The sequence below is a fragment of the Aeromonas lusitana genome, from assembly GCF_002812985.1.
Taxonomy (GTDB): domain Bacteria; phylum Pseudomonadota; class Gammaproteobacteria; order Enterobacterales; family Aeromonadaceae; genus Aeromonas; species Aeromonas lusitana.
In genome coordinates this window covers 20,654-38,994 of sequence record NZ_PGCP01000018.1, presented here as the reverse complement: position 1 = coordinate 38,994, position 18,341 = coordinate 20,654, and the positions used below count along the sequence as shown (strand labels likewise).

The 18,341-nt window shown below is 61.7% G+C and carries 16 protein-coding genes and 1 tRNA gene; 12 read left to right on the top strand and 5 right to left on the bottom strand.

The features are described 5' to 3' along the window. From CUC44_RS12200 to CUC44_RS12165, 8 genes are all read left to right on the top strand, one after another. Nucleotides 1-957 (top strand): DUF58 domain-containing protein, encoded by a 957-nt coding sequence (locus tag CUC44_RS12200; RefSeq protein ID WP_100860210.1) that lies wholly within the window; start codon nt 1-3, stop codon nt 955-957. Then, the gene (locus CUC44_RS12195; protein ID WP_100860209.1) at nt 954-1,457 is read left to right on the top strand and encodes a DUF4381 domain-containing protein; all 504 of its coding nucleotides are present in this window, start codon (nt 954-956) and stop codon (nt 1,455-1,457) included. The genes CUC44_RS12200 and CUC44_RS12195 overlap by 4 nt, the downstream gene beginning before the upstream one ends. Next, entirely contained in the window at nt 1,444-2,436 is a 993-nt protein-coding gene (locus tag CUC44_RS12190) for a vWA domain-containing protein (RefSeq protein ID WP_100860208.1), read from the top strand. Before CUC44_RS12195 ends, CUC44_RS12190 begins: the two co-directional genes overlap by 14 nt. Further along, nucleotides 2,433-4,031 carry a vWA domain-containing protein gene (locus tag CUC44_RS12185; protein WP_100860207.1) on the top strand — a complete coding sequence of 533 codons (1,599 nt, stop codon included), beginning with the start codon at nt 2,433-2,435 and terminating at the stop codon, nt 4,029-4,031. The genes CUC44_RS12190 and CUC44_RS12185 overlap by 4 nt, the downstream gene beginning before the upstream one ends. Beyond that, nucleotides 4,028-5,377, top strand: coding sequence for a BatD family protein (locus tag CUC44_RS12180; RefSeq protein WP_100860206.1), 1,350 nt, complete (start codon nt 4,028-4,030; stop codon nt 5,375-5,377). Before CUC44_RS12185 ends, CUC44_RS12180 begins: the two co-directional genes overlap by 4 nt. After that, on the top strand, nt 5,377-6,372 hold the full coding sequence (locus tag CUC44_RS12175) for an HAD family hydrolase (RefSeq protein ID WP_100860205.1): 996 nt from the start codon (nt 5,377-5,379) through the stop codon (nt 6,370-6,372). Before CUC44_RS12180 ends, CUC44_RS12175 begins: the two co-directional genes overlap by 1 nt. A 108-nt stretch (nt 6,373-6,480) precedes the next feature. After that, the gene (locus CUC44_RS12170; protein WP_100860204.1) at nt 6,481-8,052 is read left to right on the top strand and encodes an arylsulfatase; all 1,572 of its coding nucleotides are present in this window, start codon (nt 6,481-6,483) and stop codon (nt 8,050-8,052) included. 84 nt (nt 8,053-8,136) lie between these two features. After that, entirely contained in the window at nt 8,137-10,665 is a 2,529-nt protein-coding gene (locus tag CUC44_RS12165) for a fused MFS/spermidine synthase (RefSeq protein ID WP_208621065.1), read from the top strand. A 183-nt stretch (nt 10,666-10,848) separates the two neighbouring features. Here CUC44_RS12165 and CUC44_RS12160 read toward each other — a convergent pair. Further along, nucleotides 10,849-10,938 (bottom strand) — tRNA-Ser (locus tag CUC44_RS12160). Nucleotides 10,939-11,341: 403 nt separating this feature from the next. Between CUC44_RS12160 and CUC44_RS12155 the strand changes: the two genes are divergently transcribed. Together CUC44_RS12155 and CUC44_RS12150 are read left to right on the top strand one after the other, a co-directional pair. Continuing rightward, a complete protein-coding gene (locus CUC44_RS12155) occupies nt 11,342-12,277 on the top strand; it encodes a L,D-transpeptidase family protein (protein WP_100860202.1) in 936 nt (311 codons plus the stop codon). After that, nucleotides 12,274-13,269 (top strand): DUF481 domain-containing protein, encoded by a 996-nt coding sequence (locus CUC44_RS12150; RefSeq protein WP_244166774.1) that lies wholly within the window; start codon nt 12,274-12,276, stop codon nt 13,267-13,269. Before CUC44_RS12155 ends, CUC44_RS12150 begins: the two co-directional genes overlap by 4 nt. Nucleotides 13,270-13,348: 79 nt before the next feature. Here CUC44_RS12150 and CUC44_RS12145 read toward each other — a convergent pair whose 3' ends face one another. The 3 genes from CUC44_RS12145 to CUC44_RS12135 form a co-directional block, all read right to left on the bottom strand. Then, complete coding sequence (locus CUC44_RS12145; protein WP_100860201.1) at nt 13,349-14,071, bottom strand: MaoC family dehydratase; 723 nt, start codon at nt 14,069-14,071, stop codon at nt 13,349-13,351. Nucleotides 14,072-14,322: 251 nt separating this feature from the next. Then, nucleotides 14,323-15,264 carry a 23S rRNA (adenine(1618)-N(6))-methyltransferase RlmF gene (gene rlmF, locus CUC44_RS12140; RefSeq protein ID WP_100860200.1) on the bottom strand — a complete coding sequence of 314 codons (942 nt, stop codon included), beginning with the start codon at nt 15,262-15,264 and terminating at the stop codon, nt 14,323-14,325. Between the two features lie 150 nt (nt 15,265-15,414). Further along, the gene (locus CUC44_RS12135) at nt 15,415-15,903 is read right to left on the bottom strand and encodes a C40 family peptidase (RefSeq protein WP_167388886.1); all 489 of its coding nucleotides are present in this window, start codon (nt 15,901-15,903) and stop codon (nt 15,415-15,417) included. Between the two features lie 276 nt (nt 15,904-16,179). Here CUC44_RS12135 and CUC44_RS12130 point away from each other — a divergent pair, with 276 nt between their 5' ends. Together CUC44_RS12130 and CUC44_RS12125 are read left to right on the top strand one after the other, a co-directional pair. After that, complete coding sequence (locus CUC44_RS12130; protein ID WP_100860198.1) at nt 16,180-16,902, top strand: 4'-phosphopantetheinyl transferase family protein; 723 nt, start codon at nt 16,180-16,182, stop codon at nt 16,900-16,902. After that, nucleotides 16,899-17,747, top strand: a complete 849-nt coding sequence (locus tag CUC44_RS12125; RefSeq protein WP_100860197.1) for a tetratricopeptide repeat protein — start codon at nt 16,899-16,901, stop codon at nt 17,745-17,747. Before CUC44_RS12130 ends, CUC44_RS12125 begins: the two co-directional genes overlap by 4 nt. Before the next feature lie 140 nt (nt 17,748-17,887). Here CUC44_RS12125 and CUC44_RS12120 read toward each other — a convergent pair whose 3' ends face one another. Then, on the bottom strand, nt 17,888-18,130 hold the full coding sequence (locus CUC44_RS12120) for an Lpp/OprI family alanine-zipper lipoprotein (RefSeq protein WP_100860196.1): 243 nt from the start codon (nt 18,128-18,130) through the stop codon (nt 17,888-17,890). Nucleotides 18,131-18,341: the final 211 nt, after the last annotated feature.

Here is an 18,341-nt window from a genome sequence, read left to right as displayed (position 1 = left end):
ATGACCACAGAGACGCGTCTCGCCACCCTGGATGGTTTCGTGTATGCCTCCCTCCCCCAGCTGATGGCGCTGGAGCTGCGCAGTCGCGGGCTCAGCTTTCTCTCTCGCCAACCCCTGTCCAGCATCCTCTCAGGGGCGCACGCCTCTCGCCTGCGGGGTCGCGGTCTGAGCTTTGACGAGCTGCGCAACTACACCCCAGGGGATGACCTGCGCCACCTCGACGCCCGCGCCACCCTGCGTTACGGCAAACCCTTCGTGCGCACCTTCACCGAGGAGCGGGATCGCCCGACCCTGCTGCTGGTGGATCAGCGCATGAGCATGTATTTCGGCTCCCGCCGCAGCTTCAAGTCGGTGACGGCGGCCGAGCTGGCTTCCCTCTCGGCCTGGATAGCCTTCCACGCCGGTGACCGAGTCGGCGGCATGGTGTTTGGCGACGACAAGATTGAACACATCCGCCCCCAGCGCAGCCGCGCCCGCATCCAGGCCCTGTGCGCAGCCGTGATTAAGGCCAACCACGCACTGCACGCCACCCGACCGGAAACCGAACAACAGAATCAACTCGATACCGTGTTGCGCCACTGCCTCGCCAGCGCCGGTCATGACCACCTCATCTGCATCATCAGCGACTTTGCCGGCGCAGGGGCGCAGACGCTGCAACTGCTGCGCCAGCTCAGTGCTCATAACGATGTGATCGCCATGCAGGTCTATGATCCCATCGCCCTGCAACTGCCCGACAAGGGCAGGATCACCATCACCCAGGGGACTGTACAGCGGGAGCTGCAAGTGGGTAGCAAGCAGGTACAGCAGCCACTCGGGGAGTTTCTCGCCGGGCGACTGCGGGATGTCGCCGAGTTGCTGCGCCGCAGCCAGGTGCCGCTGATGATGGTCAGCACAGGCGAGGAGGTCATAGGCCAATTGCGCCTTGAACTCGGCCGCCTGACGAGGAGGGCCGGATGACGGCCAAGGTGCCCGCCATCGATCAGCTCAAGGAGCTGTCCATCCCCACCCCCCCCGTCAGCTATCTGCCCCAGACCTGGGGCTGGGCAGTGCTGCTGCTCATGGTGCTGCTCCTGCTCCTGCTCTGGGGTGGTCGGCGCTGGTGGCAGTGGCGCCGCGATCGCTATCGCCGGGAGGCGCTGGCCCGACTCGATGTGCTGCAAGATTCCCTTGGCGACGACGGCGCCAGGCTAGGCGCCCTGCGCGAGCTCCCAATATTGCTCAAGCGCGTCGCCCTCTCCATGCCGGAAGGCGCTGCGGCGGCCAGGCTCGGTGGTGAGGCCTGGCAGGGCTTTTTGGCCAAGAGCGCCCCTTTCCCGCTGCCCGCCGATTTTGCCGATGACCTGTTCACCCTCGCCTACGCGCCATCCGACCAGGTACTGAATCTGCCGGACAAGCGCGCCGATGGGCTGATCCAGCTCAGCCGACGCTGGATAGGAGAACACCATGTGGCAGTTTGATGCACCCTGGGCGCTGCTCCTGTTGCCGCTGCCCTGGCTGGCCTATCGCTACCTGCCCGAATACCGCGCCGCCCGCAGCGCCTTGCGGGTGCCCTTCTTCGCCGCCATGGATCAGGCTCTGGGGCTGGCCCCCCGCAGCCTGAGTAGCGGGCGTTGGCAGCTCATCCTCAATCTGCTGGTCTGGGGCCTGCTGGTGACGGCCTGCGCCCGCCCGGTGCTGGTCGAGCAACCCATCCGCCACGACACCCCCACCCGCGACATCATGCTGGCCATCGATATCTCCCAATCCATGGAGACCCGGGATTACACCAACCCGGACGGGCAATTGACGGATCGACTGAGCGTGGTGAAAGAAGCGGTGCGCGACTTTATCAAGCAGCGCAAGGATGATCGGCTCGGCCTCATCGTCTTCGGCACGGGTGCCTATCCCCAGGCCCCGCTGACCCTGGATCATGCCAGCCTGCAACTGCTGCTCGATGAGGTCGGCATCGGCATGGCGGGGCCCAATACGGCGCTCGGGGATGCCATCGGCCTGGCCATCAAGCTGCTGGCGAAGACAAAAGAGCGGGAGAAGGTGCTGATCCTGCTGACCGACGGCAACGACACCGGCAGCGCCATCACCCCGGAGCACGCCGCCCAGCTGGCCCATGACAGGGGGATCCAGATACACACCATAGGTATCGGCGATCCGGCCGCCAGCGGCGAGGCCAAGGTCGACCTGCAGGTGCTGATGAAGATCGCCAGCACCACGGGCGGGCGTTTCTTTCGGGCCGATGACCGCCAGGCGCTGCAAGCCGTCTATGACACCCTGGACAAGCTGACCCCCCACAAGGTGAAGACCCTCAGCCATCAGCCCAAACGGGATCTGTTCTGGTGGCCGCTCGGGGCTGGCCTGCTGCTGTTGCTTGGCTGCCACTTGGTCGCCGCCCTGCTGGGCAGACGCACTCCCATGCCCAGAGAGGGGGAGGAACCTTCATGACTGATCTGGCTGCCTTCCACTTCCTGCGCCCCCTCTGGCTCTTGCTGATCCTGCCGGGGGCCCTGCTGCCCCTGCTCTGGCTGCGCCGTCATGACCTGATGCGCCAGCTCGGCGGCAGCATAGCGCCCCATCTGATGGCTTCTCTGGTCATCACCCCCACCCATGAGCGCAGCCTGCAGCCGATACATCTGCTGGCCGCCCTGCTGATTTTGGGGGCTTTGGCTGCCGCAGGCCCTACCTGGCAGCAGGATACACCGTCCTTTCTCGATAACCGGGCCCCCCTGATCCTGGCGGTGGATCTCTCCGCCTCTATGGATGCCGACGACGTGCCGCCCACCCGGCTCGCCGCCATTCGCCACAAGTTGCACGATCTCATCCTGCGCCGCGCCGGCACCAAGACGGCCCTCATCGCCTATGCGGGCAGCGCGCACCTGGTGTTGCCCGCGACCGAGGATCCGGCCTTGCTCGACTCCTTCGTCCAGGTGCTGGCCACGGATCTGATGCCGCGCCCCGGCAAGGATGTGCTCGGCGTCATCGATGAGGCCCACAAGCTGCTGGCGGCCGAACGGTCCCCCGGCACCCTGGTGCTGCTGACCGATGGCGCCGATCCCAGCCAGTTCGACGCCATCGGCAAACGCCTAAGCGGCAACCAGTTGCAGGTGCTCGTCCTGGCGGTCGGCAGCCAGGACGGCACCCTGATCCGCGATGCCAAGGGGCAGCCCCTGATTGGCCCGGATGGCCGCCCGGTCCTGGGCAGCTTCGATGAGGCGGGGCTAAAGGGGCTCGCCAAGGCCGCCGATGCGCCTCTGGGCAGCCTCACCCTGAATGATGACGATCTCGACTGGATTGAGCTCCACGCCCAACAACACTTCCAGGCGGCGCAAGGGGACGATCAGCAGATCCACTGGAAAGATGCCGGTTACTGGCTGTGCTGGCCCCTGGCGCTGCTGGCCCTGTGCTGCGTGCGGCGAGGCTGGCAGGTGCACTGGCTGGGGGGCGCCCTGCTGGCGCTGCTGCTGACCGCAGCCCCGACGCGGGTGCAGGCCAATCCATTTGTCGATGCCTTCTTCACCCAGGCGCAGCAGGGGCGCTGGGCCTTCGAGCATGGCCACTACCCGGCGGCAGCGGCTCACTTCAGCGATCCTTACTGGAAAGGGGTCTCGGCCTACCTGGCCGCCGATTACGATCTCGCCGAGGCCAGCCTGGCGCGGCTGGACACGGCCAACGCCTATTTCTACCTCGGCAACAGCTATGTGAAGCGGTTCAAGTTCTCCGAGGCGATCCTGGCCTACCAGCAGGCTCTCAAGAAGCAGCCCAAGTTCCCCGAGGCGAGCGCCAACCTGGCCCTGGCCCAGGCGCTGCTAAAAGATCACGAGGCCCAGCAAGAGGCCGGCCCCCCGGATGAGAAGGCCGATAAAACCGTGGAGGACAACACCTCTTCCAAGGGCGGCAAGGCAGAACAGCAGCAGACCCCGCAAGCCAGCTCGGATGAGCTCTGGCTCAAGAATCTCAACACCTCGCCGGCCCAGTTCCTCAAGCGCAAGTTCCTGTTGCAGGATGCCGCCAGCCTCACCGCCGAGGAGCCGTCGCCATGAGGATCCTGCTCACCATCCTGTGGCTCTGCCTCTCCCTGCCAGCACTGGCCGCCGAGCCGGATGTGCGCATCCAGAGCCGACTGGTGCCTGCCGATGGGGTGAGCGTGGGCGGCACCCTGCGGCTCGAGGTGGATCTGCTGGTGGATACCTGGTTTACCGCGGCCCCCGTGCTGCCCCCCCTGAGCCTGGCCGGGGCCGTAGTCGCCCCCCCGAGCAGCGAGGCCAGTCACCTCACCTTGCAGCTCGATGGCAAGACCTTCTTCGGCATGCGCTTCACCTATCGCATCACCCCCCAGCTTGCCCAGCGCTTCGAGATCCCGGCCCTGAGCTTCCAGCTTCAGCCCGGGCAGGCCAGCGGTCCGGTCACGCTCAGCAGCCCCGCGTTCAGCTTCGACGCCAAGGCCCTGCCCCATGGGGGAAAGACCCCTCAGCTGGTGGCCAATGCCGTGCGCTTCACCCAGCAGATCCAGGGCTCCCACCAGCCCCTGCGCGTCGGTGACAGCGTAACCCGTCACCTGCGCATTGAAGCCGACGGGGCCCAGGCTATGCTGCTGCCCGTGCCGGACTTTGCGGTAGTCGATGGGCTCAAGCGCTACGTGCAGACCCCGATGGTCAAGGCCCTTGACGATGGTCGCGGCACCACCACGGGGGGCATGCGCGAAGACGTGGCGACCTATGTGGTCGAGCAAGCGGGTCAATACCGGCTGCCCGCCATTGAGCTGACCTGGTGGGATGCCAACAGCGGTCAATCGCAGGTGGTGACGGTTCCCGACATCGACCTGACGGCCGAGGCAAGCAGCTATCAGGCGCCCTTCTCCATCAGCGAGGATCTGCACGTCCTGGGGCAACAGGCTCGCATCACCCTGGCCGGCCACTGGCTGATACTCACCTGCGCAGCGGCACTGATCATAGTGCTGGTCTGGCTGGTACGCACCCGACTGCGCGGGCTGTGGCGCCGCGCACTGCAGTGGCGGGAAGAGCGCCGATTGGCCAGACTCAACTCCCCCGCTTATGCCCTGCGCCTGGCGCGCACCCAGCTCAGGCAGCACCCCATGGAGCTCGGCGGACTCTATCTCTGGGTGCGGCGGCGCACGGGGCGGCTCGCGATATCGCCCTTATTTCAAGGAAGTACAGAGAGTGTCACACAGCCTGTGCTAGCCTTTTTCAGACTTATCTATGGCACTGATCAGCAGCCACAGGGGCAAGATGCCGCCAACCAGATCGTCGCTTCGCTCGATGGCGTGATGACCGAGCAACATCGCCCGACAGGTCAGCCCCATGGCTTGCAGCCCTTGAACCCGGGGCAAGGCGAGCCACCCCCTCTTCATCAGACAAGGAAGCCATGATGCGTCACACCCGAATCTTGTCACAGCTGCGCTGGTGCGCCTTTTTGTTGCTCGCGCTGCCACTGCTGGTGCGCGCCGCCGATCCCCTTCCCTCCTGGAATGAGGGGCCATCACGCCAGGCCATCGAGGGCTTCGTCATTGCTGTGACCACCGAGGGGGGCAAGGATTATGTGTCACCCGCCGAGCGCATCGCCGTGTTCGACAACGACGGCACCCTGTGGAGCGAGCAGCCTATGTATTTCCAACTGCTGTTCGCCCTCTCTGAGGTCAAAAGGCAGGCGCCGCAACACCCGGAATGGAAAGAGAAGCAGCCGTTCAAGGCGGTGCTCGAGGATGACCACAAGGCCCTGATGGCCAGCGGCCTCAAGGGGCTGGTGGAGATAGTCCTGGCGACCCACACCGGCATGGACGGCGACACCTTCCGTGACAACGCCAAGCGCTGGCTCGCCAGTGCCAAACATCCCCGCAGCAACAAGCCCTACACAGAGATGGTGTTCCAACCCATGCTGGAGCTGCTCACCTACCTGCGCGCCCATGGCTTCAAGACTTATATCGTCTCGGGTGGTGAAGTAGCCTTCATGCGCGCCTTCGCCGAAGAGGTCTATGGCATACCGCCCGAGCAGGTGATAGGTACCACCTTCGGCAGCCGCTTCGAGGACAAGGAGGGCAAGCTGTCAATCCAACGGCTGCCCAAGGTCGCCCACAACGACGATGGCCCAGGCAAGCCTGAGAGCATCGACAGCATCATAGGCCGTCGTCCCATCCTCGCCTTCGGCAACTCGGATGGCGACCTGCAGATGCTGCAATGGACCATGGCCGGGGAGGGCAAGCGCTTTGCCGGCCTGGTGCACCATACCGATGCCAAGCGGGAGTGGGCCTACGATAGAAAGAGCGACATTGGGCATCTGGACAAGGCACTGGATGCCGCGAGCAGGGGTCACTGGACCGTCGTGGACATGGCGAAAGAGTGGCGCCGTATCTATCCGTTCGAGTAACTCAGGTAGAAGAAGGACCGCAGGATCCGCCGGCATGATGCTCTGTCATGAGCCTTACGGTGTACGTAGTCGCGGACAAGGACAGTAGCGTGATACGGAGAAGTGACTATGACATTTGCAAGAAAGTGGATGCCCGGGCTGGCACTTTCCATAGTGACAGCCCTGGCGGCCTCGGCCGCCGCCGCGGCGGAGAAACCCAACATATTGGTGATCTTCGGCGATGACGTCGGCCAGACCAACATCAGTGCTTATGGCAAGGGGGTCGTCGGTTACCAGACACCGAACATAGACCGCATCGCCAAGGAAGGGGTGATGTTCACCGACTACTACGCGGAAAACAGCTGTACCGCCGGTCGTTCCACCTTCATCACAGGCCAGTCCGCCCTGCGTACCGGCCTCTCCAAGGTGGGCATGCCCGGGGTGCCGGTCGGCCTGCAGGCCCGTGACGTGACCATAGCCCAGGCGCTGAAGTCTCACGGCTATGCCACCGGCCAGTTCGGCAAGAACCACCTGGGGGACAAGGATGAATACCTGCCCACCAATCACGGCTTCGACGAGTTCTTCGGCAACCTCTACCACCTGAATGCGGAAGAGGAGCCAGAGCGCCCCTACTGGCCCAAGGATGATGCCGAGTTCGTCAAGGCAGCCACCCCCCGCGGGGTGATCCATTCCACCGCCGACGGCAAGATCGAAGACACAGGCCCGCTGAACAGGAAGCGGATGGAAACCATTGACGATGACACCACCCAGGCGGCCATCAACTTCATGGAGAAGCAGGTCAAGGCGGAGAAACCCTTCTTCGTCTGGATGAACACCACCCGCATGCACGCCTTCACCCATGTGCGTGAGTCCATGCAGGGCCAGAGCGGCATGCCGGGTAACGAGTACGCCGATGGCATGCTCGAGCACGACGGCGACGTCGGCAAGCTGCTCAAGGCGGTGGACGACCTGAAGATCGCGGACAACACCATAGTGGTGTACACCACGGACAACGGTCCGAACCAGTGGTCCTGGCCGGATGCGGCCACCACGCCGTTCCGCAACGAGAAGAACTCCAACTGGGAAGGGGCGTTCCGGGTTCCTGCGCTGGTCCGCTGGCCTGGCCACATCAAGCCGGACTCCATCTCCACCCAGCTGTTCTCTGGTCTTGACTGGTTCCCGACCCTGCTGGCCGCGGTGGGTGACACCGACATCAAGGAGCGCCTGCTCAAGGGAGCCGACGTGGGTGGCAAGAACTTCAAGGTGCATCTCGACGGCTACAACCAGCTGGACTATCTGACCGGCAAGAGCGACAAGAGCGCCCGTGACGAGTTCTACTACTTCAGCGATGACGGTGACCTGGTGGGCATGCGCATGGGCAACTGGAAGATTGTCTACTGTGAGCAGCGCGCCCCCGGTGGCATGCAGGTCTGGAGCGAACCCTTCGTCTGCCTGCGCACCCCCAAGCTGTTCAATCTGCGTATGGATCCATACGAGCGGGCCGATGTGGTCTCCGACCAGTACTACGACTGGCTGGCCAAGAACGACTATCTGCTGATGCAAGCGACCCGCAAGGCGGCGACCTTCCTGCAGACCTTCGTCGACTACCCGCCCAGCCAGCGTCCGGCCAGCTTCAGCATCGACCAGATCCAGGCCGATGTGCACAAGCAGATCGACGCCAAGATGAGCCAAAAACAATAAGTATCGCCAAGGCGCCCTCCCATGGCGGGCGCCTTTTTCTCTCTTCTGCTCGTACGGATCACCCGATCCGATAAGGCGTTCTCGATGTCTACAGCCGCCCGCTCCCCTTCCGCTTCCCGCCGTCACAAGGTGGACTCGGCCTCCCGCAATCGACCCTCTCTGCATATGCTGCTGCCAGCTTCGCTCTTGTTCGCATCAGGGGGAGCTGCGCTTATCTATCAAGTGCTCTGGGTAAAACAACTGTCTTTGGTGGTGGGGGTAGAGGTTTATGCCGTCACCACGGGTATCAGTGCCTTTTTTGCCGGTCTCGCCCTCGGCGGACTCTATTTTGGTCGCAAGTCCGATCGGCTGGCTCAGCCGGTGCGTCTCTACGCCGGGCTGGAACTGGCCGTGGCCCTGCTGGGGGTCGGCGCCACCCTGGCGCTGGCCAATGTGGCGGAGCTCTTTGCCCGTCTGGAAAGCACTCTGGGTCTGCTCGCCTGGGTGTTGCCATTTTTGCTGGTCGGCCTGCCTGCCTTCTTGATGGGAGGCACCCTGCCTGTGCTGGTGCGCGCCCTGACCCCCGCCAGCCATCAGGTGGCGCGAGCGGGGGGCAGCCTCTATGCGGCCAATACCGCCGGCGCCATCGTCGGCACCCTGCTCACCGCCTTCGTATTGCTGCCGCAACTGGGGGTCAAGGGCAGCTCCTTCAGCGCCGCCGCCCTGAACCTGCTGGCGGCCCTCGGTGCCTGGCTGTGGTATCGCCGCGCGCAACTCCCCCTGCCGACAATCTCTGCCCCTGAGCCCAGGACTGCCTCGGCACGCCTCGCCGTGCTGCTTTATTGCGTGGCCGGTGGCATCGCCCTCGGCTATGAGGTGGTCTGGAGCCAGTCCATAGTGCAGTTCATGAGTACCCGCACCTTCGCCTTTGCCATGGTGCTGGCCACCTACCTGACCGGCCTGATGCTGGGCAGCGCCCTCTACGCGCGCCGCGCCGAGCGTATCCAGCATCCCTGGGGGCTGTTCGGCCTGCTGATCACCCTGGCCGGGCTGCTGGCGCTGTTGCAGGTGGCGAATCTCGGTCGCTGGCTCGTCATGGCCCAATCCCAACTGGAGGCCTGGACCCTGCAACTGACCGGCAATGAGCTGGCTGGCATGTGCGTTCGTTTCCTCACGGTGGCGCTGTCTACCGTCTTCCTCCCCACCACCCTGCTCGGCGCCGCCTTCCCGTTGGCGCTGAGGCTGGCGGCCAGCAGTCAACGGGTGGGTCGGGATGTGGGCACTGTGGTGGCCCTCAACACCCTCGGCGGCATCATCGGAGTGGCTCTGACCGGGTTTGTGCTGATCCCGCAGCTCGGTCTGGTTCGTACCCTGGCGCTGCTGGCCATGCTGGCGGCCCTGGTGGGCTGTGTCGCGGCCTGGCAGAGCTCGGCCCAGCGCCGCTACCGTGGTGTCGTCCTCGCCATGACGCTCGCGACCCTGGTTATCGGCGTGCTGACCCCGCCCCAGCGACTGGCAGAGTTGCTGCCGGGAGCACGAAACGGGCAGCTGGCTTACTACCACGAGGGCAAGGGCGGCACCGTCGCCGTCGTCACCCAGAGCAGTGCAGAGAAAAGCTTCAATCGTCTCTATATCCAGGGGGTGTCCAATACCGGTGATGCCATGCCCTCACTGCGCTACATGCGGCTGCAGGCGCTGCTGCCCCTGCTCATCCATGACAAGCAGCCGGAATCCGCCCTGGTGATCGGCTTTGGCACCGGCATCACCGCCGGCGCCATGCTGCGTGACCCAGGCCTGACCCGTCCCGTGGTGGCCGAGCTGCTGCCGGAAGTGCTGGAAGCCGCCCCCCTGTTCAAGGGCAATTACGATGCGCTGCGGGATCCGCGCCTCGACATTCGCCTGCGCGACGGACGGCGGGAGTTGCTGCGAAGCGACGAGCAATACGATCTCATCACATTGGAGCCGCCGCCCCCTTCTGCGGCCGGGGTGGTGAATCTCTACTCCCGTGACTTCTATCAGCTGGCCGCTCGCCGCCTGCATCAGGGCGGCCTGCTGGCCCAGTGGCTGCCGCTGCCCACCCAGAACATCGAAGAGAGCCGCGCCCTGGTGCGCAGCTTTATAGAGGTGTTCCCCCACGCCACTCTCTGGACCACGGAATTTCATGAGATGCTGCTGATTGGCTCCCTCGAGCCGCTGGTGCTGGATGCGCCGCGGATACACCAACGCTTCGCCCGGCCCGAGGTTGCGGCCACCCTGGCCGAGGTTGGTATCGACAGCCCGGCCGCCATGCTGGCCACCTGGGTCACGGATCGAGACGGTTTACAGCGCTTTGCCGGCGATGCCCTGCCGGTGACCGACGATTGGCCCCGCATCGAATACGCGCCCTGGGTCAGACACAACGAGATCACCCGGGTACTGCCCGAGCTGCTCTCCCTGCGCACCCCGCCGCCACTCGTTAATGCGGATGGGGCGTTCAAGGCCGCCGTGGAAACCGAATGGCAATCCCTGGATCACTTCTACTCGGTGGCCTTCTACGCCTATCAGGGCAATCGCAACGCTTGGGCCCACGGTGTCGGCCAGATGACCCCGGCGGAGCGGGCCAACCCTTACTACCGCTGGTTTATCGGCAACTAGCCGTCATCAAGCAGGGCTGGCTGATCCAGCGCGTTGGCCAGGCCTGATAAAAAATAAAGGAGAGGAGCTCACGTCTGGAGGTTGGGGAAAGGAGGAGCGAGAAGATAACGCCGTGACACCGCATTGCCGGCGCCAAACAGGCAATAAAAAACCCATCCAGGATAACAGGATGGGTTCAATAAATGGCGGAGAGACAGGGATTCGAACCCTGGGTGGTATTGCTACCACAATTGATTTCGAGTCAATCCCGTTCGGCCACTCCGGCATCTCTCCACGGGCCCTCATATTGACCCAACCCGAGTCGGGAAATCAACGTAAATATCGTTGAAGATCAGACAACTGCCTATTAAATCAGCACACAGACTGAGCCTTCCAGTCCAATGTCACTACTACGCATACTTGTAGCATACCTGTACCTGTACCTGTACCAAGTGTCGAGACTTGACGATGGCCCACGCCATCCCCATCTATTGCCCCGACCCCTCGCGTGAAAACCCCTGACCACCCAAACCCCGCTAAACCTGGGCCTTCACTCTGAAATTGGGGCCAGTACCCCATTAGTCAGACTCAAGGGTGGCATGGCCTTGCGCTGGTAATCACGGGGCGATTGGTTAACAATCCCCGTTCGTTTTTGGGAGGGAAGCGCTTCCCTCGATACATGAAGATAGGAAAAGCCATGTTGTATACACGTATCGCCTCACTGCTGCTGGTCGCCGCCAGCCTCTGGGCCGCGCCGGTCTGGTCCAAAACCTATCCCCTCCCACCGGCTGACAGCCGCCTCATCGGCGAGCTGGAAGATTACATAGTACAAGAGGGTGACCACCTGGAGCTGGTGGGAAAACACACCCAGATTGGCTTTTTGGCGCTGCTCGAGGCAAATCCTGGCGTAGACCCCTATTTGCCCACTCCCGGCACTCGCCTGACCCTGCCGACCCAGATGCTGCTGCCCGATGTGCCCAGAGAGGGGATCGTCATCAACCTGCCCGAGCTGCGGCTCTATTACTTCCCCAAGGACAAGCAGGAGGTGATGGTGCTACCCATCGGCATAGGCGACATAGGCCGCGAGACGCCTGAGATGACGACTACTGTCATCGCCAAGAACCCCAACCCGACCTGGGTGCCCGGCCCCATGGTGCGCAAATCCTGGCTGGAACAAAAAGGCATCGACCTGCCCGCCGTTGTGCCCCCGGGCCCGGACAACCCCCTCGGCAAGTTCGCCATGCGCCTCGGCTATGGCAACAGGGACTATCTGATCCACGGCACCAACAAGGATTTCGGGGTCGGCCTGCGGGTCAGCGCCGGCTGCATCCGTCTGCGTCCCGACGATATAGAGACCCTGTTCAAACTGGTCCCTGTCGGTACGCCGGTGCGGGTGATCAATCAGCCCGTCAAGACGGCGCTGGAGCCCGATGGCACGCGCTGGCTGGAGGTGCACTCCCCCCTGTCTCGCACCGAGGAAGAGCTGGCCGAGGGCGCCCCTTTGGTGTTGTCGGCCGAGGTCGAGCAGTTCATCGCGGATCCCGAGGTGGACAGTGTGCGGGTCATGACCCTGCTCAATGACAAGAACGGACTGCCCCAGCCCATCAGCGGCGAAGTGCTGACGTCCATATGAAGGTGACCCACTACGGGCTCGGCCTGCTTCTCCTGCTCGCCACCGTCCAGGTGCGCGCGGACATCCTCTGGATGCACAACGGCGATCGCCTGACCGGCACCATAGAGGAGATAGGCGACGACGAGGTGACCATCAGCCTGCCCTACAGTCAGGCCCTGACCGTCCGGCGCGATGCCATCAAGCGCTGGCGCCTGGACAAGCAGGAGCAGCCCAAACCCCTGACCAAGACGGGTATTCCCTTGCTGGACTCCCCGGATGAGCTCAATGCCTGGCTCTGGACCGGCACCAGCGACCTCAACGTCAAGCTGAAGGAGAGCGACAAGAAGACCAACAATGTCAATCTCAAGGCCTCCACCGAGGTGGCCAACCTGGATTGGCGTTACAGCCTGGATGGGGAGTACATCTACGAGACCTCGAACAGCGTCACCGACAGCCATGAGTACAAGCTCAGCCCCAAGCTGGACTTCTTCTTCGATGCCAACTGGTTCCTGCGCTCCTCCATCGACGCCGATTACGACATGATAGAGACCAACTACCTGAACCTGAGCTATGCCTCCGGGCCTGGCTATCGCTTCTGGAATGACAAGCGGCGGCGGCTGGAGCTGGTCGGCCAACTCGGCCTGCAACGCGCCTACTTCACCCCGGAAAAGTGGGTCTATTCAGACTTGTTCGATGAGCGCATCATCAACTATCCCGTCGCCAGCCTGGGCTGGGACTATCGCCAGCCCATCTCCCTGTGGCAGCAGCGATTCGAGCTGTTCAGCAAGGGCAACTACGAGAAGTTCCTCGATCAACCCTCCCCCTACCTGACCCGCAACCAGACCATCAACGGCAATCTGGGACTCAGATACTACTTCAACGATCACCTGCGCCTCTCCTGGTCGAGCGAGTTGAGCTGGGACGACAGCTGGCTCGATCATAGCCAAGAAGACCTGGAGGGTCTGGGAGACAAGGAGTGGCGCCACACCATCACCCTGGGTGCCAGCTTCTAACCTCCTTCACCAAGCGCTAGAAACGAAACAGGCCCACCAAGGTGGGCCTGTTTCTATTCGCGCCAAGCGAGGAGGTGCATCAGAAATAGATGCGGGTGAGGGATTCGATGACGCAGCCGGGGCGGCGGATCCCTTCGATCTCTATCTTGATCTCTTTGAGCAACTCGAGCCCGCCCTTGATGGGCGTGACCCTGGACAGCTTGGTGCGCGCACGAATGTTGCTGTCCACCTTGATGGGGTACGGGAAGCGCACCTGCTCCAGGCCGAAGTTCACCACCATGCGGGCGCTGGGAAACTCCGGGGTCGCCTCGTCCACCGAACCGGTCAGCTGGGGCAGCAAGGCCAGGGTCAGGAAGCCGTGAGCTATGGTGGTCTTGAACGGCGACTCGGCCGCCGCACGCTCGGGATTGGTGTGGATCCACTGATGATCACCGGTCACGGCCGCAAACTGATCGATCAGGGACTGACTGACTTGCAGCCACTCACCGACATGGGTCTCTTCCCCGATGCGGTCCTGCAGCTCGGCATATAGGATGGCTGCCTCGCCATCCAGCTCGACCGAGCGCTTCTCGGCCAGAGCCGTTTGACTGTTGACCGCCTGCGCCTGGGAGGCAGCCTGACGCTGCAGCAGTTGCTGATCGGCCTGCAGGTCGAGCACCCGTCCCAGCAGAGGGTGAAGGTGTGCCTTTTGCTGAAACTCACGCCAATAGTCGCGGATCGCCGGAGAGAGCCAATCCTTGAGCTCAAAGGGGTGTTGCGCCAGTATTTCGCGCTTGTGCTTCAGAAAATCGACAACTTTCATTTACCGATCCCTATTCGATTCGTGCCTGTAAAGAGGTCTAACCAGTCCTATTTTATGAAAGTTTCACCAGTAAGTGCAAAAAAATCTCGGCGTACAACTGTACCGGAGGTGAGAGTGGTCACTAACATGCAGGAGAAACAGGGCTCGATTGTGCTGTAAAAACGATTAACCTGGCGACAACGTCACCAGAAAACCAGAGTTGCGAAAAGGGCGCTGTTCGGGATTCTTTTTCCTCAAGGCCCCGTTTTTGCTCAGCGCTTTTGGCCTGACCACCAGGTGGCCCGACTCCCCTCATCCAGGAAGCTCCAGGCCAGGATCCGGCTCACCTTGTTGCCTTGCGCCATCTCGAGCACCCGCACCTCCCGTGCTCCCGCCTGAGCCAACCCCTTCTTGGCCGCAGGCAAATTCTCTTTCTTCGACACCAGGGAGCTGAACCAGAGGCACTGGTCGGCAAACGCCTTGCTCTGGCCTATCATGGCCGCCAGAAACGCTGCCTCTCCCCCCTCGCACCAGAGCTCGGCCTTCTGACCGCCAAAGTTGAGCACGGGCGCCCCTGTCACGACTTTCCCGAGGTTGCGCAGCTTGCGCTCCGTGCCCTTGCTCGCCTCGGCCAGCGAGCCATGAAACGGCGGATTGCAGAGCGTCAGTGCAAAACGCTCCTTTGGACCAATAATACCGATGAAAATATGCTTGTTATCCGGTTGATGTCGACATTCTATCTGGCCAGCCAGCCCATTGCTGGCCGCCAGCAGGCTGGCCGCCTTGACCGATACCGGGTCTATGTCCGAACCGACGAAGCGCCAGCCGTATTCCCGCGTCCCCAGCAGCGGATAGATGCAGTTCGCCCCCATGCCGATATCCAGCACCCGCACACCCTTGCCGGTCGGCACCTCACCCGCACTCTCCGCCAGCAGATCCGCGACTCTATGCAAATAATCCACTCGCCCCGGGATCGGCGGGCAGAGGTAGCCTGGCGGCAGATCCCAATGCTGGATGCCATAGTGCAGCGCCAGCAGGGCACGGTTGAGCGCCTTGACGGCGGCAGGATCGGCAAAGTCGAGTGTCAGGGTGCCGTGCTCGTTGATGAACACGAAAGGCCGCAGCTCAGGGGTGCGCTGGCACAGAGCGTCGAAATCGTAGGGGGTCTGATGGCGATTGCGCGGGTGTAATCCGCTCTTGAGTTGCGTCTTCATGCTGGGCCTGCCGAGAGTCGAGGGGGCCACACTATAGAGAGTCGGGCACAGAAAGTCTAAACGGCGGCCATAAAAAACCGGGCTATCAGAGCCCGGTTCAAGTGAGGTTGGAGAAACAGTCCGTACTGCGAGCCGTTTGTCCAGCCTGACTCAGATTTCTATCCGGCGTGCTTGCCAGAACTTGCCGCGCCAGTAGGAGCTGTCCAACTTGGAGCGCGTCACCCCTGCCCGGGTGGAGGCATGGATGAATTCACCGTTGCCAACATAGATGCCCACATGATTCAGGCGTTTGCTTATCTTGAAGAAGACCAGATCCCCTTCCATCAGATCCCGCTTGGCGACCCGAGTGCCTTCATGGACCTGGGAGCGGGTATCTCGTGGCAACTCGATGCCGACGGCGTTGCGGAACACTTCACGGGCGAAGGCGGAACAATCGATACCGCGCTGACTGCTTCCTCCCATTCGGTAGGGAACACCACGCCACTCTTTATATACGGTCAGGATTTCGTTTACATCGGGTGTCTGCGAAGCTTCCGGTTCAATCACGGGTTCCATCATGGAAACTTCGATCTTGCTCGCGACCTCGGGCTGGGGTGCAGAAGCACAACCCACCATTCCGAGCGCGACCAGCAGTAGCATCAGGTGGCGCAATCCTTTATCCCCACTAAAAGAGTGAATCTTGTTAAAATGCAGCCCGAAAGGGCAATTTATAAGGCAACAGCACCCGACTATATCCAAGAATTCTATCGAGGCAAGCGAAAATCCCTATCGACCTCACATTTTTGCAAGTAAATGCACTGTTTTTCATAATTAATGTGATCATGCCCAAACAATATACAATCTCGAAAGCAGCCACTCCGGCCCGTGCAAACTGCTTTTTATCGCTGTTTTGACCTCTTTTTAAAGTGAAAAATTATGATCTCTGCGGATCTCTATTTGTTAAAACCGGCGTTAATCTGCCCAGAGCAGCTGAATACGCTGCCAGTCGAGCTTTCGCTGGAAGAACAGGATTATTGGCGGGGGATCCGGCAGCCAGGTCGCCAGCGGGAGTACCTGCTCGGCCGGGTGCTGCTGCGTCGACTGCTAGCCGATCGACTCCACTGCCGGCCCGACGAGCTAATGTTTTGCACCAATGTGCACGGCAAGCCGGCCCTGTGCAGCCACCAGTGGCAGTTCAATCTCAGCCACAGCGGTGACTGGCTGGTGCTCGCCCTCTGTGAGACGGGTCCGCTTGGGGTCGACATCGAGATGGGCCTGCGCCGACGCCAGACCCTGCCATTGGCAGAGCGTTTCTATGCCGAAAGCGAATACCAGTGGCTCCTCTCCCTGCCGGAACAGGCGCGAGAGTCGGCCTTCTATCGGCTCTGGTCACGCAAGGAGGCGGTGCTCAAGGCGCAGGGGAACGGGATTGCCGCCGGGCTCGATAAGGTGTGCTTCATGCCCGAGGAGGGATGGCGCCTCGACAACCGGCTCGATGAGCAGTCCTATCAGGTGCAGGACTGGCCACTGGGTAGCGGCTGGCTCAGCCTCGCCGCCCCCACCCTGAAGGTCAATGGCTACCAGCTGGACGCGCGCTTGAAATCCACCCCCCTTGGCCCCATGTTAATTCACACCATTTTTCGAGAGTCAGCCTCATGATCGTCGACATCAATCCCCAGAATTTTCACGCCGAGCTGATCGATGCGTCCATGAAGAAGCCGGTCGTCATCTATTTCCACGCTCCCCAAATGCCCGAATGCCAGGGCATGACCCCCCTGGTCGAGGCCCTGGTTGGTCCGGCCAATGCCCAGGTCACCCTGGCCAAGGTCGACATGAATGATCCCCAGCTGCAACCCCTGGCCAGCCAGCTGGGCCTGCGCGCCCTCCCCGCCCTGGTGCTGTTCCATCAGGGACGCCCGGATGAACAGGCCATTCTGGAAGGCCCGCAGGACGAGGCGACACTGAGACAATATTTCGCCGCCTTCGCCCCCAAAGAAGAAGAGCTGCTGCTGGAGCAAGGCAAGCAGGCGCTGGCCGAAGGGCAGGCCGATGTGGCCCATGCCTACCTCAGCAAGGCCCATCAGCTGGTGCCCAATCGCCACGACATCAGCCTGTGGCTGATCGAAGCTGCGCTGGATCTGAACCTGCTGGACGAGGCGCAAGCCTTGCTCGCAACCATCCCCATGGTGGCGCAGGAGGATCACTATCAGACCCTGAGCTCCCGCCTGGCGCTGGCGTTGCAAGCCACCGACAGCCCTGAGCTGCGCGCCCTTGAGCTGCGTCACGCCGAGCAACCTGATGATGGTCTGCTAGCACAGGAGCTGGCGGTGCAGTACAGCCAGGTCGGTCGGCAGGAAGAGGCCCTGGCCTTGCTGTTCAGCCTGCTCAAGCGCGACATGGCGTTTGGCGATGCCAAGAAGATCTATCTCGATATTTTGACCACCATGGGGGCACATCCGGTGGCGCAACAATACCGTCGCAAGTTGTACAGCCTGCTTTATTGATAAACCGAGATGAGAATATGGAGGTGATGCCGAGTGATCGGCATTGCCTTGTTAAGGCAAGAGAGAAAGAAACGCGGGAAATAACCAAATTTCAGGCAAAAAAAAATGGCGCATTAAAATGCGCCATTTTTTCGCATGGATTACTTCTTGTAGGAAGTAGCCATGTTGTCGATGCGCTGGTTAGCACGCATAGCTTCTTGATTTGCAGTTGCAACATCAGCAGCGATCTTGGACTGATCAGCACGAACAGCGCTAACATCTTGAGCCAGTTGGTCAACTTTGTTAGACAGATTCTGAACGGAAGTTTCCAGTTCGCTGGTGTTTGCACAACCGCCCAGCAGAGCGGACAGACCAACAACACCTACCAACAACATTTTTTTCATTTTTAAAGCTCCCTTTAACTCGCCAGACGTTTAGCAAGCGGCGTGATTATGGCACAAAAAAATCAGAGTTTGGATAGGCCCCATCACAGATAAATGCATTAAAACCCTCATTTTTTTTTAAACGTACACTTTTTGTGCAAACTTAAGTCAAAAACGAGTGCCCTGGATGAGGTTCGAACAAAGCGTAACCAAAAAATGTACTTATTTCAAT

What these genes read in the sequence shown, in the direction of transcription:
- CUC44_RS12200 (WP_100860210.1), top strand. Translation starts at nt 1, where the DNA reads ATGACCACAGAGACGCGTCTCGCCACCCTGGATGGTTTCGTGTATGCC.
- CUC44_RS12195 (WP_100860209.1), top strand. Translation starts at nt 954, where the DNA reads ATGACGGCCAAGGTGCCCGCCATCGATCAGCTCAAGGAGCTGTCCATC.
- CUC44_RS12190 (WP_100860208.1), top strand. Translation starts at nt 1,444, where the DNA reads ATGTGGCAGTTTGATGCACCCTGGGCGCTGCTCCTGTTGCCGCTGCCC.
- CUC44_RS12185 (WP_100860207.1), top strand. Translation starts at nt 2,433, where the DNA reads ATGACTGATCTGGCTGCCTTCCACTTCCTGCGCCCCCTCTGGCTCTTG.
- CUC44_RS12180 (WP_100860206.1), top strand. Translation starts at nt 4,028, where the DNA reads ATGAGGATCCTGCTCACCATCCTGTGGCTCTGCCTCTCCCTGCCAGCA.
- CUC44_RS12175 (WP_100860205.1), top strand. Translation starts at nt 5,377, where the DNA reads ATGCGTCACACCCGAATCTTGTCACAGCTGCGCTGGTGCGCCTTTTTG.
- CUC44_RS12170 (WP_100860204.1), top strand. Translation starts at nt 6,481, where the DNA reads ATGACATTTGCAAGAAAGTGGATGCCCGGGCTGGCACTTTCCATAGTG.
- CUC44_RS12165 (WP_208621065.1), top strand. Translation starts at nt 8,137, where the DNA reads ATGTCTACAGCCGCCCGCTCCCCTTCCGCTTCCCGCCGTCACAAGGTG.
- CUC44_RS12155 (WP_100860202.1), top strand. Translation starts at nt 11,342, where the DNA reads ATGTTGTATACACGTATCGCCTCACTGCTGCTGGTCGCCGCCAGCCTC.
- CUC44_RS12150 (WP_244166774.1), top strand. Translation starts at nt 12,274, where the DNA reads ATGAAGGTGACCCACTACGGGCTCGGCCTGCTTCTCCTGCTCGCCACC.
- CUC44_RS12145 (WP_100860201.1), bottom strand. Translation starts at nt 14,071, where the DNA reads ATGAAAGTTGTCGATTTTCTGAAGCACAAGCGCGAAATACTGGCGCAA.
- rlmF (WP_100860200.1), bottom strand. Translation starts at nt 15,264, where the DNA reads ATGAAGACGCAACTCAAGAGCGGATTACACCCGCGCAATCGCCATCAG.
- CUC44_RS12135 (WP_167388886.1), bottom strand. Translation starts at nt 15,903, where the DNA reads ATGCTACTGCTGGTCGCGCTCGGAATGGTGGGTTGTGCTTCTGCACCC.
- CUC44_RS12130 (WP_100860198.1), top strand. Translation starts at nt 16,180, where the DNA reads ATGATCTCTGCGGATCTCTATTTGTTAAAACCGGCGTTAATCTGCCCA.
- CUC44_RS12125 (WP_100860197.1), top strand. Translation starts at nt 16,899, where the DNA reads ATGATCGTCGACATCAATCCCCAGAATTTTCACGCCGAGCTGATCGAT.
- CUC44_RS12120 (WP_100860196.1), bottom strand. Translation starts at nt 18,130, where the DNA reads ATGAAAAAAATGTTGTTGGTAGGTGTTGTTGGTCTGTCCGCTCTGCTG.